Genomic DNA, 13,826 nt, shown 5'->3' with positions numbered 1-13,826 from the left:
GCATCTTCCATCGCGCCATCGCTCAGGTTGTACCAATGCTGCATGCAGTGAATGCGTAGCATGGTTTCCAGCGGATAAGGTCGCCGGCCATTACCAGCCTTGGGATAAAACGGCTCGATGACTTCCACCATGTTTTGCCATGGCAGGATCTGCTCCATGCGGGACAAGAAAATCTCTTTTCTGGTCTGACGGTGCTTACTGCTGAATTCACTGTCGGCGAAGGTAAGTTGATGACTCATGATGAACCCTGCTCCATGGCTCCAGATGACAAACATGATCTCATATCAGGGACTTGTTCGCACCTTCCATAGATGAGATTTTTACTCTTGCTGACAAATTGCTTTCTACAACTGCTGTCTACGAATAACCATTCCTTAGGGGGAGCGTCCTCCCCCCTTTTTTCTACGATGACCTAGCGCCCGCCTGCCACATCGATAAAGGTGCCGGTGGCATAGGAGGCCTCGTCCGACAGCAGCCAGGCGATGGCGGTCGCCACCTCACGGGGTTCGCCGCCCCGTTGCAGCGGAATGGCCCCCTTGATCCTGTCCACCCGGCCGGGCTCGCCGCCGTCGGCATGCATCTCGGTGTAGATGAAACCCGGACGCACCCCGTTGACCCGGATCCCCTGAGCCGCCAGCTCCAGCGACAAGCCTCTGGTCAGCACGTCGACGGCCCCCTTGGCGGCGGCATAATCCACGTACTCCCCGGGGGAGCCCAGCCTGGCAGCGGCGGAAGAGACGTTGACGATGGCGCCCCCCGCCGTCATGCGGCGCACTGCCTCGCGGCAGCAGAGAAAGCAGCTGGTGACATTGGTGGTCAGGGTCTGGTTGATGCGCTCGGCGCTCATCTCCAGTACCCGCATCTGGGGCTGCAACCTGCCGGCGTTGTTCACCAGGTGGGTAACGGGGCCGAGCCGCGCGTCCATCTCCTCGAACAGGCGCACCACCTCGGCCTCCACGCTGACATCGGCCTGCACCGCGATGCACTCGACCGGATGGGTGGCCAGAATCTCAGCCACCACCGCCTCGGCGGACGCCTTGTCCTGACGATAGTTGAGACAGAGATGGTAACCCTGCGCCGCCAGATAGCGGGCCGTCGCGGCCCCGATACCTCTGCCACCGCCGGTGATCAGCACCCGTTTGTTCATGAACCCTCCCGGTTCCCGGTTTCGATGACTGCTTCGCATAGTACCTCATGTTGGCGACCACACCTCGTCCCGTGACGCCCGGCACAACAACAAAGAGCCCGCACGGGGCGGGCTCTTGATGGCAATAACGGGAGGTTGGCTATTTGAACAGACCCTTGAGCAGCTGGTCCGCCACCCCCTTCACCCCTTCGTTGTCGGCCTTGTCACCCAGCAGCTTCTTGAGACCGCGCTCGGCCTCCTTGCGGGCCTTCTCCTCCAGCACCTTGTTGTTGCTGAGCAAGGCCTTCACGTCGAGCTTGTAGCTCGGCGCCTGCCAGTGGCCGCCGATGCGCACCGGTATGGTGATGTCCTTGAGCTCATCCACCGTCTTGCCCCCCTGCCCCTTGCTGCTCTCCACCACGGAGGTGAGGAACAGGAAGTCGAGGGTCTCCGGCACCAGGGCGGTCTGGCCCTGCCCCTTCACCCGCAGGGCGGGGGCAAAGAGCTGGATGTCATCGCTCCTGGCAACCCCGTTGGCAATCTGGAAGCTGGCGGTGAGGGCGCTGAAGTCGGTCTTGCGCACCTCCTTCACCTGATCCGCCCCCTTGCCGGTCAGGGTGGCCCGCGCCTCGCGGATCATCTCCGCCAAGTTGATGCCGTGCAGGGCGCCATCGCTCAACTTGAGGTTCACCTTGCCCTGCATCCGGCTGCGCAGCGCCTGCTCGGAGAGTCCTGAGCCCTGCACCTGCACCTCCAGATCCCCTTTGCCTTCCAGCAGGTCGGTCTGGGCCAGGATCTGCAGCAGGGGCCGCACATCGACTCCCTGCACCCGCTTGCTGGCCTGATAGCGGGCGGGTTGCTGACGGGCATCGAGCAGACCGCTGGCGGTCACCTTGCCGCCGGCCACCCCGGCACTGAACTGCTTGAGGGTGAGCTGACCACCGGCCAGGGCCAGTTGCAGATCGACGGCGCTCAGATCCAGCCCCTTGAGGCGCAGGCTACCCAGTTGCAGGCGGCCAGCCAGGTCCACCGACTTGAGGGCGGTCAGATCCGGTTCGGCCGTGGAGAGCGCCCTGTTGGCGGGCACGGCGGTCTGTGCCGGCGTTCCGGCCGGTGCAGCCGCTCCCGAGGTGGCGGCCACAGGTGCAGCCTTGGCCGGTTGACCGAGCCAGCCGTCGAGATCCAGCTTCTCCCCCTTGAGGTCAAACCCTACCCTGGGCACGGCGCCAAGCTGCACGCTGCCGTTGCCGCTCAGCAGAGCATCATCCACCCCCATCACCAGGTTGCTGAGGGTGACGGCCTGCTTGTCCAGCTCGGCGCGGGCAAAGCCCGCCAGCTTCACCTGCATCTGCGGACGTGGCAGGGCATCGCCGCTGAGCTTGGCGGCCAGCACGGCATCCGATATCTCCAGCAGTTGCCGGTTCTCATCGAGGCGCGCCTTGAGGGTCCCCTCCAGGGTGCCGGCCAGGGTCGGCTTGTCCGCTGCCCCCTGTGCCCCTTGCAGACTGAGGGTGAGGCTGCTCCACTGCCCCAGCGCCAGCCGATCGGCCTTGAGGGAGAAGGCATCCAGCCGCTGGATCGGTTCGCTCAGGCTCCCCGCCAGTGCGACATCTTTCAGCTCGCTGCGGCTGGCATCGGACGCCAGCTTGAGCTGGGCCGACCCCTTGAGATCAAACGCCAGTTCACCCTGGGCACCCTTGGCGGCCAGGGTCACCGGTACCCACTCCCCCGGGGTCAACTGCCCCAGATCGAGATCCAGCCGGTCGAGCCGGGAGACGGTGCCGCTGCGATCGTCCCGCACCAGGGCGCTGGCATCCACCAGCGCGATGCCTTGCAGGCTGATCTGCCAGGGCTGCTCGTCACTGGCGGCAGGGGTCGTCGTTGCGGCAGGCTCGGAGGCCGCCTCCCCCTTGGGGTCGGCGGAGGCCTGGAGCAGATCCCTCAGGTTGGAGCTGCCGTCAGCCCTGGTCTGGATAAACAGGTGGGCACCGCTCAGGGTCACCTTGCCTATCTCCAGCCGATGGGAGAGCAGCGGCAGCAGGCCCACCGAGGCCTCACCCTGCTCGAAGCGCACCAGGTCGGGTTCGGCAAAGCCGGCGGGGTTGCGCAGCGCCACCTTCTCGAGGGAGAGACCGAGGCTTGGCCAGAAGCGCCAGCCTATCGCCCCCTCCATCACCAGCTCGCGGCCCGTGCTCTTGCGCACCTGTTCCGCCAGCTGGGGTTTGAACTGATTAGGATCGATGAGGGACACCAGGGCGGCGATGGCCACCACGGCGGCCAGCGCCAGTCCCAGCAGGATGTAGATGATCTTCTTCACGACGGACTCCTTGAATGCGGATCTTGTGGCTGACTATACCACCGGGGGGATAACAGATGGGGCCCGTCTGCCAAAACAAGCCCGCGGCGAGACAGGGATGGTCGCAGGTCGGCGTTCAAACGCGCGGCAATAAAAAGGGCCCCGCAGGGCCCTGATGATAGTGGATGGCTGACGCCCGTCTCGCTCGGATCAAGGCTGACGCGGCAGCTCCCGGTAGCCCATCTCGTACAGGGTGAAGGCATAGATGTCCGCGCTCTGCTCGATCAGTTTTGCCACCGGCGTCCCCGCCCCGTGCCCGGCATTGGTCTCGATGCGGATGAGCTGGGGATGGGGGCCGGCATTGTCGGCCTGCAGGGTGGCGGCAAACTTGAAGGAGTGGGCCGGCACCACCCGATCGTCGTGATCCGCCGTGGTCACCAGGGTCGAGGGGTAGCTGACCCCGGGCCGGACGTTGTGCAGGGGCGAGTAGCCCTTCAGGTAGTCGAACATCGCCTCGCTGTCGGCGCTGGTGCCGTAGTCATAGGCCCAGCCCGCCCCGGCGGTGAAGGTGTGGTAGCGCAGCATGTCGAGCACCCCCACCGCCGGCAGGGCGACCCGCATCAGATCCGGCCGCTGGGTCATCACGGCCCCCACCAGCAGACCGCCGTTGGAGCCACCTCGGATCGCCAGCCGATCGGTGCGGGTGTAGCCCTCGGCCTTGAGGTACTCGGCCGCCGCGATGAAATCGTCGAACACGTTCTGCTTGTTCTGCTGGGTGCCCGCCAGGTGCCAGGCCTGGCCGTACTCGCCGCCCCCGCGCAGGTTGGCCACCGCATAGACGCCCCCCAGATCCAGCCAGTTGGCTACCGACACGCTGAAGCTCGGGGTCAGGCTCACGTCGAAGCCGCCATAGCCGTAGAGGATCGTCGGGTTGCTGCCATCGAGTTTCAGCCCCTTGCGGTAGCTGATGATGAGCGGCACCCGGGTGCCGTCCTTGCTCTGGTAGAAGCGCTGCTCGGAAACGTAATCCTCCGGTTTGAACGGCGCCGCCGAGGCGCGATAGAGGCTGATGGCGCCGCTCTTGGGCTCGAACCGGTAGAGAGTCGGCGGCTGGGCATAGTGCTCGAAGCCGAAGTAGAGGGCGGGATCATCGTGCTTGCCGTTGAAGCCGCTGACGCTGCCAAGGCCGGGCAGCGCCACCTCGCGCACCCGCTTGCCTTCGTAGTCGAACTGCTCGACCCGGGCGGTGGCATCCACCATGTATTCGGCGAACAGATAGCCGCTGCCGCTGTGCACCGTCAGCACCTGCTGGCGCTCGGGGATGAGATCCCGCCAGCGGGCCGGACCCGGGTTGGCGGCATCCACCGTCACCAGCCGGCCATTGGGGGCGTCCCGGTTGGTCAGCAGGTAAAGGGTGCCGCCCTTGTTATCCACCAGGCTCACGTCCGCCTCCAGATCCCCCTGCACCGTCAGCAGCGGCGCGTTCTCCTGGCTCAGATCCTTCACATAGAGGCGGTTGCCTGAGGTGGAGTTCGCCGCCGAGATAAGCAGGAAGCGGTCATCTTCGGTGACGGTCGCCCCCACGTAACGGTGGTGCTGGGCCGGGATGGCGCCGAACACCAGCCGGTCATCCTCCTGCGCCGTGCCGAGCCGGTGGAAATAGACCTTGTGCTGATCGGTCCTGGCCGACAGCTCGCTGCCGTCGGGCTTGTCGTAGCTCGAGTAGAAGAAGCCCTCGTTGCCGAGCCAGCTGATGCCGCTGAACTTCACGTCCTTGAGGGGCGCTTCCAGCGGCTGCTTGCTCTCCACGTCCATCAAGTGGATCTCGCGCCAGTCGCTGCCGGCCAGCGACAATGAGTAGGCCAGGATGCGGCCGTCCCGGGAGAAGCTCAGCTGATCCAGCGCCGTGGTGCCGTCAGGGCTGAGGGTATTGGGATCGAGGAACACCTCGGCCGGCTTGCCCTCCTGCTGGCGCCACAGCACGTTCTGGTTCTGCAGGCCGTCGTTCTTGAAGAAGTAGTGGTAGCGCCCCTCGCGAAACGGCGCCCCCTCCTTGGCGTAGTTCCAGGACGCGGCGAGCTTCTCCTTGATGGCGGCGCGATACGGGATCTGCGCCAGGTAGTCACGGGTCACGGCGTTCTGGGCCTCGACCCAGGCCTCGGTCTCGGGGCTGCGGTCATCCTCCAGCCAGCGATAGGGGTCGGCCACGGCCTGGCCGAAGTAGTGATCCACCTGCTCACCCTGGCGGGTGACGGGGTAGTGAAGGCTCGCTTTCCCTGACATGGCATCCTCTTTGGTTGACTGACCGCTGCACGCACACAGCAGTGACAGGGCCAGCAGGCTGACAATGGCTCGCATCGAGGCGGCTCCCTGCAATTTCGGTGAAGCGGGCAGGGTAACAAAGAGTGCCGGATGGCCCAACCCCCCAGCGGGGTCGGCGTCGCCCTGCCGCCCCCCTTCATCTCGCAGGAGTCATATGACTTTTTTCGCTTAAGTTTGCCGCTTTATTTTGTTTGTTATCCGGCCCCTGGGTCACAGGATGGAATAAGAAACCAGCCAACGTGACACATTCAGGATAAAGCATGCCGTACAGCTACCTATCACATCTGCGGTGCAGCAAGACGGGCGAGATCCATGATGCCGATCAGCCCCAGCAACTGAGCCGGGTCGGTGCGCCACTGCTCGCCAGCTACGATCTCGAGGCCCTGAAGCAGGCCTGGCATCCGGCCGCCCTGCTGGGCCGTCCCGCCAGCCTGTGGCGTTATCACGAGCTGCTGCCGGTACGCGACCCCGCCCAGGTGGTCACCCTGGGGGAAGGCTTCACCCCCCTGCTGCCCCTGCCCACCCTGGGCAAGCAGATAGGCATCCCGGATCTCTGGATGAAGGATGAGAGCGTCATCCCCACCGGCTCCTTCAAGGCCCGTGGCGCCGCGGTCGGCGTCTCCCGCGCCCGGGAGCTCGGCGTCACCCACTTCGCCATGCCCACCAACGGCAACGCTGGTGCGGCCTGGGCGCTCTACGGCGCCCGCGCCGGGCTGCGCAGCACCATAGTCATGCCCCAGGCGGCCCCCGCCATCACCCGGCTGGAGACATCCTTGGCTGGCTCCCGCCTCTATCTGGTGGACGGCCTCATCAGCGACGCCGGTCGCCAGGTGGCCGAGGCGGTGGCCGAGCAGGGACTGTTCGATGCCTCCACCCTTAAGGAGCCCTATCGCATCGAGGGCAAGAAGACCATGGGGCTGGAGATCGCCGAGCAGCTCGGCTGGACCCTGCCGGACGTCATCCTCTACCCCACAGGTGGCGGAGTCGGCCTCATCGGTATCTACAAGGCGCTGCGGGAATTGCAGGAGCTGGGCTGGGTCAAGGGCGACCTGCCCCGGCTGGTGGCGGTGCAGGCGAGCGGCTGCGCCCCCATAGTCCAGGCCTGGCAACAGGGGGAGCGCGAGTCGCGCTTCTGGCCCGACTCCCAGACCCTGGCGTTCGGCATCAATGTGCCCAAGGCGCTGGGGGACTTTCTGGTGCTGGACGCCCTCTATCGCACCGAGGGCTGCGCCGTCGCGGTGGACGACAGGGCCATCCAGAGCGAGATCCGCCAGCTCGCCTCCCGGGAAGGCAGCTTCGTCTGCCCGGAAGGGGCGGCCGCCTTCGCCGCCGCCCGCCAGCTGCGAGAGTCGGGCTGGATCCAGGGGGGCGAGCGGGTGGTGGTGCTCAACACCGGCGCCGGCATCAAGTACCCGGACGCCATCACAGTGCTGCCCCAGCGGCTGCGCCGTGACGGGAGGATCCCGGCATGAGTTTCGACTGGTCCTTTGTCCTCACCACCCTGCCGGCCTTTGGCCAATCGGTCTGGGTCACCCTGCAACTCGGCGCCATCGTCATTGTCACCTCCCTCACCGTGGCCCTGCTCAACGTGACGCTGCAAAGCTTGCACAAGCCCTGGCTGAACCGGGTGATCCACGCCTATGTGGAGCTGGCCCGCAACACGCCGCTCCTGATCCAGCTGTTCTTTCTCTACTTCGGGCTGCCGGCGCTCGACCTGTCGCTGTCGGGCTTTGCCACTGCGGTGATCGCCATGACCTTCCTCGGCGGCGGCTACCTGACCGAGGCGCTGCGGGCCGGGGTGCAGGCGGTCCCCGCCAGTCAGCTGGAGGCGGGTCGGGCCATCGGCCTCTCCCGCTGGCAACTGCTGCGCCATGTGCAACTGCCCCAGGCCTGGCTCGCCAGCCTGCCGGCGCTGTTTGCCAACTTCATCTTCCTGCTCAAAGAGACCACGGTGGCCTCGGCGGTGGCGGTGCCCGAGCTCCTTTACACCACCAGGAACTACATCGCCCTCTACTACAAGACCTACGAGATGCTGGCGGTGCTGACCTTGATGTGCGTGTTGATCTTTCTGCCGCTCTCCTTGGCCCTGCGCGTCGTTGAAAGGAGGCTGCAGTATGGTCAGTTCGGTCACTGAATCGCTGATGCAGGCATCTATTTTCCTGCTGCCACCGTCACTCGCCACCAATGCAGAGGAAAGGAGGGATCAATATGGTCAGTCCGGTCACTGAATCGCTGATGCAGACGAGGATCCCGATGTGGGGACTTATCTTTCTGCCGCCGTCACTCGCCACCCATGCACAAAGAAGGAGGGATCACTATGGCCAGTCAGGTCACTGAGCAGTTGACGCAGGCGCTGCCGCTGCTGGCGGTGGGCGCGGGTCAGACCCTCGCCATCTCGCTGCTCGCCATCCTGTTCGCCACCCTGGGCGGGGTCGGTTACGGCGTGCTGGCCCAACAGGGGGGAAGGCTGACTCGGGGAGTGTTGCGGGTCTATCTGGAGCTGTTTCGGGTGGTGCCCGTGCTGGTCTGGCTCTACCTCTTCTTCTTCGGGCTGCCGATCTTCTTTGGCGTAGACATCCCGGCCTTCTGGTGCGCCGTGCTGGTGCTGGCCCTGTGGGGGGCCAGCGAGGTGGGCGAAGTGGTGCGCGGCGGCCTGGGATCCCTCGCCCGCGGTCAGCAGGAGGCCGGCCTGGCGCTCGGGCTCTCCCGCTGGCAGCTCTATCGCCACGTGCTGCTGCCCCAGGCGCTGCAACGGCTGACGCCACCGACCATCAACATCTACACCCGCATCATCAAGACCAGCTCGCTGGCGGTGCTGATCGGGGTGGTGGAGGTGATCAAGGTGGGCCAGCAAATCATCGAGCGCACCTATGGCTCGCTGCTTATCTACGGTCTGCTGTTCCTGTTCTTTTTTCTGGTCTGCTATCCGCTCTCGCTCACCTCGCGCCGGCTGGAGCAACAATGGGGTAATGCGGTATGACACCTCTGCTTGAGCTCAATGCTGTCAGCAAACAATTCGGCCAAAACCGGGTACTGGATGAGGTCAGCCTCACGGTGAACCCCGGGGAAGTGATCGTCATCCTGGGGCCGAGCGGCTGCGGCAAGAGCACCTTGCTGCGCACCCTGAACGGGCTCGAACCCATTCAGGGGGGCGACATTCGCTTCGATGGAGAGCGACTGGATGCCAGCACCGACTGGCAGCGGCTGCGCCAGCGGATCGGCATGGTGTTCCAGAGCTATCACCTCTTCCCCAACCTGACGGTGCTGGAGAACGTGCTGCTCGGCCCTCTGCAAGTACAGAAGCGGGAGCGGCAGGAGGCCCTGCTGCAGGCGGAGCAGCTGCTGACCCGCATTGGCCTGTGGGAGCGGCGCCACGACTATCCGCGCCAGCTCTCCGGCGGCCAGCAGCAGCGCATCGCCATCGTGCGGGCCCTGTGCATGAACCCGCAGGTGATGCTGTTTGACGAGGTGACCGCTGCGCTGGATCCCGAGATGGTGCAGGAGGTGCTGGAGGTTATCCGCGATCTCGCCGGCAGCGGCATGACCCTGCTCATCGTCACCCACGAGCTGGCGTTCGCCCAGGCGGTGGCGGATCGCATCGTCTTCATGGACGGCGGCCACATCCTGGAGCAGGCCGCCCCCCATCAATTTTTCGACAATCCCAGGAGCCAGCGTGCCCGTCAGTTCCTCGCCAAGTTTTCTTATACAACTGTCAGCAAACGAAAGGAGTCAGCATGAAGATAATTACCTCGGTCCTGTTTAGCGCCCTCATCGGCCTGGGCCTCGCCAGCGGCGCCGCCCAGGCAGAAGACGGTTCCCTCGCCAAGATCAAGGCGCGGGACAAGCTTATCGTCGGCGTCTTCACCGACAAGCCGCCGTTTGGCTATGTGGACGAGAAGGGCAACTACGTCGGCTTTGACACCGATCTCGGCCGCCGCTTCGCCAAGGATCTGCTGGGGGACGAGAACAAGGTCGAGTTCGTGGCGGTGGAGCCCGCCAGTCGCATCCCCTTCCTGCAGAGCGACAAGGTGGATCTGATCCTCGCCAACATGACGGTGACCCCGGAGCGGCGGCAGGTGGTGGACTTCACCAACCCGAACCTCAAGGTCGCGGTGCAGGTGCTGGTGCCGGAAGGCAGCGACGCCAAGAAGTTCGACGATCTGGCCAGCAAGCGGCTTATCGTCACCACCGGTACCACGGCCGACATCTGGCTGACCCGCAACCACCCGGACTGGAAGGTGCTCAAGTTCGAGAAGAACACCGAATCCCTGCAGGCCCTGGCCCAGGGCCGCGGCGATGCCTATGCCCAGGACAACCTGGTCTTGTTCAGCTGGGCCAAGGAGAACCCGGGCTATCGGGTACTGCCCGAGAAGCTGGGCTCGGAAGACCCCATCGCCCCGGCGGTGAAGAAGGGCAATATCGAGCTGCGTGACTGGGTCAACGACCGTCTCGCCAAGCTGGGGGAAGAGAAGTACCTGCTGAAACTCTACGACCAGTATGTGCGCGACAAGCTTAGCGCCGATACCGATCCCAACGACGTGATAGTGGAAGGAGGCAAGTGGCAGGGTTGAGCCCTGCCCCCACAGCAGTGCTGAGTGTGAAGTGTGTGATCTTTGGTTCCGTTGGTCTGCAAACCGCAAGGTTTGACCTTTCCAGGCGCCCCCTCCAGGTGGCGCCTTTTTTTGTTTGCAAGACCCCGGCAGGCGGGACACCCGCTCTGTGAGCCAGCTCCCCCTGCCCCGGGATGCCCTGTGCCATCCTCACTGAAACGGCAACGGGAGGAGAAACCCATGTGGATAGAGGCCGAGCCCGTCTACGGCGCCCTGGTGTCCCTGGCCATCGGGCTCATCATCGGGCTGGAGCGGGGCTGGCAGGTGCGCCAGCTCGGAGACAACCAGCGCATCGCCGGGATGCGCACCTATGGCCTCATCGGTCTGCTCGGCGGGGTCTGCGCCCTGCTGCTGCCAACCCTGGGGCCCTGGCTGGCCCTGCTCGGTCTGCTGACCGTGGTGACGGGGTGCGGCCTCTCGGTCTGGCTGGCCCAGCGCTGGCAGGGGGAGTTCGGCCTCACCAGCTCGGTAGCCATGGTGCTCACCTACCTGCTGGGGCTGATGTCGGTGCTGCAGAGCCCGAGCGAGGCGGTGGCCTGCGCCGTGCTGGCGGCCCTCCTGATGGGGCTCAAGGGCAAGATCCAGCAGGGGATGCTGTTCTTGAGCGAAATGGAGTTTCACGCCACCCTGCGTTTTCTGCTTATCTCCCTGGTGCTGCTGCCGGTGCTCCCCGATACCGAGATGGGTCCCCTCAATGCCTTCAATCCCTTCAAGATCTGGCTCATGGTGGTGGTGATCGCCGGCATCTCGTTCTGTGGTCACTTCGCGGTGCGCCTGCTCGGCACCCGCTCCGGGCTGGTGCTCACCAGCATGCTGGCGGGGCTCGCCTCCTCCACCGCCCTCACCCTGCAATTTGCCCGCCTCAACAAGGAGCAGGGAGGGCTGGAGCGGCTGCTGGCCACCGGCATTCTGCTGGCGGGAGCCACCATGTGGCTCAGGCTGCTGGCACTGGTGCTGATCATCCACGGAGAGCTGGCGCTGCGTCTGGCCGCCCCCCTGCTGCTACTGGCAGCCATCGTCTACGGCTTTGCCTTCTGGTTCTGGCGCCAGCGGGAAGAGATGCCGGACGGCCCGGTACAGCCCGAAACCCGCAACCCGCTGGATCTCGCCACCGCCATCAAGTTCGGTCTGCTGCTCGCCCTCATCGGCTTCATGGCCACCCTGCTGCAAAGCAAGGTGGGCAACTCCGGGGTCTATCTGCTGTCGCTGGTCTCCGGCATCACGGACGTGGACGCCATCACCCTCTCCCTCTCCCAGCTCGCCCAGAAGGAGCTGTCCCTGGAGGTAGCCGCCAGGGGCATACTGCTCGCCGGGCTGGTCAACTCCCTGGTGAAAGGGGTGCTGGCACTGGTGATTGGCGGACGCAGCCTGGGGCGGCGGGTCTTGCTCCCCTACCTCGTCTCCATCCTGCTCATCCTGCCCCTTGTCCTGATGACATGATGACGGGGATCACCTGACGGGCCCGGCACTCTGACACCCCCTCCCCTTGTCGCGTATACTGCCCCCTCTTGCAGCAGGAGGAGATGACCATGGCAAGCGACTGGGACAAGGTATTGGCTGGGGGCGCCCTGGACAGCCAGAGCGAGGAGATAGCGAACGACCGCATTCGCGGCCAGGCGCTGCTGAGCCGGCTCAACGCCTCACCGGCGGGGGATCACGTCCTGCGCCAGCAGATCTGCCGCGACCTCTTCGCCCACTGCCCCGACTCCTGCTGGATCAGCACCCCCTTCACCTGCGAATTCGGCCGCAACATCCACATCGGCGAGAAGACCTTCTTCAACTTCAACGTCACCATACTCGACGTGGGCGAGGTGCACATCGGCAACCATGTGCTGCTGGCCCCCAACGTGCAGATCTACACCGCCACCCACACCATGGATCATCTGGAGCGACGCAACTGGACCGCCTACAACAAACCGGTGCGGATCGGCGATGACTGCTGGATTGGCGGCGGAGCCATCATCTGCCCAGGCGTCACCATAGGGCCGCGCTCCATCATAGGGGCCGGCGCCGTGGTGACCCGGGACATCCCGGCGGACTCCTTGGCGGTGGGCAATCCGGCACGGGTGATCCGCACGCTACACCCGGGCGAGACCCGGGATCAGGCGTGCCTGTCATGATGGCTCTTGCCCTGCTGCCCCTGGCCTGGGCAGGCTGGCTCGGCGCGCACGATGCCAACTGGTGGCCGCTAGCCCTGATCCTGCTGATGAGCCTGCTGACCCTGGCCGTCTACGCCTGGGACAAACGCCAGGCCATTCGTGGTGGCTGGCGCGTGCCCGAGGCCCGCCTGCACCTGCTTGAGCTGTGCGGCGGCTGGCCTGGCGCCCTGGTCGCCCGCCAGTGGCTGCGCCACAAGACCCAGAAGGGGAGCTACCGCCTGCGGTTCTGGGCCATCGTCTGGGGGCAGTTGCTGCTGCTCGGGATCTGGCTCAGCTGGCCGCTCTGAACAACCAGGCAGGCATTGCCGCCCAAGGTCGGGTATGAGACAACGACAGCACGGGAGACAGATCCTCTCGTTCAAATATTGAAAGGAGTCATTCATGACCATGTGGACAGGTATCGTCCTGATCGTCTTTATCAGCGTGTCGTTCAGCTATCTCACCAAGCGCGCCCGCTACCAGATGGGGGATGCCCGCATTACCGACCGTCTTGGCAAGCAGGACATGATCATCAAGGAGTTGCAGGAGCGCATCGCCAATCTGGAGGCCATCGTCATCGAGGAGGAGAAACGCCGCCCGTTCAAGGAGCTCTGATCCGGCAAGCCGGGTGGCAAACCAACCAGCCCCCGGGCTGCAAGGGTTTGCCGCCGCCCCCGTTCGCACCCGCTCGCCCTCTGCCTGGCAAAACGAAATTTACAGCAGGATCAATCCCCTGCCATTTTTCGGCTGAATGATCGCCAAGCTGGCCCGTTCCCTGCTCCGTCATGACATCAGTCGTACGGAGAGTGACATCATGATCGCCATCGGCACCCTGCTTCCCCTCGCCTCCCTTGCCATCAAGCTCGGCAGCAAGCTGCTGGGCGACGGCACGCCGCCCGCCCAGACCGAGCCTGCCGTGCAGGAAGAGCACCTTGCCCCCACGGTGCAGAGCCTGTTCCAGCGCCTTGGCATCCAGGAGGCTGACAGCGAGCAGAACCGCCCTGCCATCAACCACTTCATGGGGGCGCTGATGCAGACCCTGGGCCAGGAATCCTCGGGCCAGTCGCTGCCCCAGGCCATCGATGCCGCCCGCATCCAGTTGGCAGACGGCACCCAGAGCACCCGCCTCGACGCGCTGCAGAGCGAGCTCGACACCCTCAAAGGCTCCCTTGGCAACAGCGACCTCAACCTCGATCAGCTGCTCTACGCCTTCAAGCAAACCCTGCCCAATGGCAAGGGGGAAGGTGTCGGCAAACTGCTCAATGCCAGCGCGTGAACGGGAGTGGAACCATGAAAAACGGCAACCTGGAGGTTGCCATTTTTGTCGGGCCGGA

Annotated in this window: 14 protein-coding genes; 10 read left to right on the top strand and 4 right to left on the bottom strand. The window is 64.9% G+C overall.

The features are described 5' to 3' along the window. The 4 genes from MUW49_RS01940 to MUW49_RS01925 form a co-directional block, all read right to left on the bottom strand. Positions 1 to 239 (bottom strand): transposase (locus tag MUW49_RS01940; RefSeq protein WP_213044662.1); only part of this gene is annotated, 239 nt, incomplete at its 3' end. Between the two features lie 173 nt (positions 240 to 412). Beyond that, complete coding sequence (locus tag MUW49_RS01935; RefSeq protein ID WP_201871871.1) at positions 413 to 1,147, bottom strand: SDR family oxidoreductase; 735 nt, start codon at positions 1,145 to 1,147, stop codon at positions 413 to 415. 139 nt (positions 1,148 to 1,286) lie between these two features. Continuing rightward, a complete protein-coding gene (locus MUW49_RS01930; RefSeq protein ID WP_244812356.1) occupies positions 1,287 to 3,443 on the bottom strand; it encodes an AsmA family protein in 2,157 nt (718 codons plus the stop codon). Between the two features lie 189 nt (positions 3,444 to 3,632). Continuing rightward, positions 3,633 to 5,780 (bottom strand): prolyl oligopeptidase family serine peptidase, encoded by a 2,148-nt coding sequence (locus MUW49_RS01925; protein ID WP_244812355.1) that lies wholly within the window; start codon positions 5,778 to 5,780, stop codon positions 3,633 to 3,635. Between the two features lie 224 nt (positions 5,781 to 6,004). Between MUW49_RS01925 and MUW49_RS01920 the strand changes: the two genes are divergently transcribed. The 10 genes from MUW49_RS01920 (at position 6,005) to MUW49_RS01875 (ending at position 13,768) form a co-directional block, all read left to right on the top strand. Further along, complete coding sequence (locus tag MUW49_RS01920) at positions 6,005 to 7,216, top strand: threonine synthase (protein ID WP_216945042.1); 1,212 nt, start codon at positions 6,005 to 6,007, stop codon at positions 7,214 to 7,216. Further along, on the top strand, positions 7,213 to 7,878 hold the full coding sequence (locus MUW49_RS01915) for an amino acid ABC transporter permease (RefSeq protein ID WP_216945041.1): 666 nt from the start codon (positions 7,213 to 7,215) through the stop codon (positions 7,876 to 7,878). Before MUW49_RS01920 ends, MUW49_RS01915 begins: the two co-directional genes overlap by 4 nt. A gap of 183 nt (positions 7,879 to 8,061) precedes the next feature. Then, positions 8,062 to 8,724 (top strand): amino acid ABC transporter permease, encoded by a 663-nt coding sequence (locus MUW49_RS01910; protein ID WP_161470288.1) that lies wholly within the window; start codon positions 8,062 to 8,064, stop codon positions 8,722 to 8,724. Next, entirely contained in the window at positions 8,721 to 9,482 is a 762-nt protein-coding gene (locus tag MUW49_RS01905) for an amino acid ABC transporter ATP-binding protein (RefSeq protein ID WP_161470289.1), read from the top strand. Before MUW49_RS01910 ends, MUW49_RS01905 begins: the two co-directional genes overlap by 4 nt. Next, entirely contained in the window at positions 9,479 to 10,315 is an 837-nt protein-coding gene (locus tag MUW49_RS01900; RefSeq protein WP_161470290.1) for a transporter substrate-binding domain-containing protein, read from the top strand. The genes MUW49_RS01905 and MUW49_RS01900 overlap by 4 nt, the downstream gene beginning before the upstream one ends. Positions 10,316 to 10,534: 219 nt before the next feature. Then, entirely contained in the window at positions 10,535 to 11,794 is a 1,260-nt protein-coding gene (locus tag MUW49_RS01895; protein WP_161470291.1) for an MgtC/SapB family protein, read from the top strand. A gap of 89 nt (positions 11,795 to 11,883) precedes the next feature. Further along, positions 11,884 to 12,474, top strand: a complete 591-nt coding sequence (locus MUW49_RS01890; RefSeq protein ID WP_161470292.1) for a sugar O-acetyltransferase — start codon at positions 11,884 to 11,886, stop codon at positions 12,472 to 12,474. Further along, positions 12,471 to 12,800 carry a DUF1294 domain-containing protein gene (locus MUW49_RS01885; RefSeq protein ID WP_161470293.1) on the top strand — a complete coding sequence of 110 codons (330 nt, stop codon included), beginning with the start codon at positions 12,471 to 12,473 and terminating at the stop codon, positions 12,798 to 12,800. Before MUW49_RS01890 ends, MUW49_RS01885 begins: the two co-directional genes overlap by 4 nt. 94 nt (positions 12,801 to 12,894) lie before the next feature. Beyond that, positions 12,895 to 13,107 (top strand): hypothetical protein, encoded by a 213-nt coding sequence (locus MUW49_RS01880; RefSeq protein ID WP_041211694.1) that lies wholly within the window; start codon positions 12,895 to 12,897, stop codon positions 13,105 to 13,107. Positions 13,108 to 13,306: 199 nt separating this feature from the next. After that, positions 13,307 to 13,768, top strand: coding sequence for a hypothetical protein (locus tag MUW49_RS01875; protein ID WP_045522239.1), 462 nt, complete (start codon positions 13,307 to 13,309; stop codon positions 13,766 to 13,768). The last annotated feature ends 58 nt before the right edge of the window (positions 13,769 to 13,826 follow it).

The sequence above is a fragment of the Aeromonas sp. LsrichE-8G genome (assembly GCF_022869435.1).
In the GTDB taxonomy this organism is placed as follows: Bacteria; Pseudomonadota; Gammaproteobacteria; order Enterobacterales; family Aeromonadaceae; genus Aeromonas; species Aeromonas caviae.
The sequence above is the reverse complement of the archived record's forward strand: the minus strand, read 5'-3'. Positions and strand labels throughout refer to the sequence as shown.

Coding starts and splice junctions, on each gene's coding strand:
- MUW49_RS01890 (WP_161470292.1), top strand. CDS start 11,884: ATGGCAAGCGACTGGGACAAGGTATTGGCTGGGGGCGCCCTGGACAGC.
- MUW49_RS01920 (WP_216945042.1), top strand. CDS start 6,005: ATGCCGTACAGCTACCTATCACATCTGCGGTGCAGCAAGACGGGCGAG.
- MUW49_RS01905 (WP_161470289.1), top strand. CDS start 8,721: ATGACACCTCTGCTTGAGCTCAATGCTGTCAGCAAACAATTCGGCCAA.
- MUW49_RS01885 (WP_161470293.1), top strand. CDS start 12,471: ATGATGGCTCTTGCCCTGCTGCCCCTGGCCTGGGCAGGCTGGCTCGGC.
- MUW49_RS01880 (WP_041211694.1), top strand. CDS start 12,895: ATGACCATGTGGACAGGTATCGTCCTGATCGTCTTTATCAGCGTGTCG.
- MUW49_RS01910 (WP_161470288.1), top strand. CDS start 8,062: ATGGCCAGTCAGGTCACTGAGCAGTTGACGCAGGCGCTGCCGCTGCTG.
- MUW49_RS01875 (WP_045522239.1), top strand. CDS start 13,307: ATGATCGCCATCGGCACCCTGCTTCCCCTCGCCTCCCTTGCCATCAAG.
- MUW49_RS01935 (WP_201871871.1), bottom strand. CDS start 1,147: ATGAACAAACGGGTGCTGATCACCGGCGGTGGCAGAGGTATCGGGGCC.
- MUW49_RS01915 (WP_216945041.1), top strand. CDS start 7,213: ATGAGTTTCGACTGGTCCTTTGTCCTCACCACCCTGCCGGCCTTTGGC.
- MUW49_RS01900 (WP_161470290.1), top strand. CDS start 9,479: ATGAAGATAATTACCTCGGTCCTGTTTAGCGCCCTCATCGGCCTGGGC.
- MUW49_RS01895 (WP_161470291.1), top strand. CDS start 10,535: ATGTGGATAGAGGCCGAGCCCGTCTACGGCGCCCTGGTGTCCCTGGCC.
- MUW49_RS01925 (WP_244812355.1), bottom strand. CDS start 5,780: ATGCGAGCCATTGTCAGCCTGCTGGCCCTGTCACTGCTGTGTGCGTGC.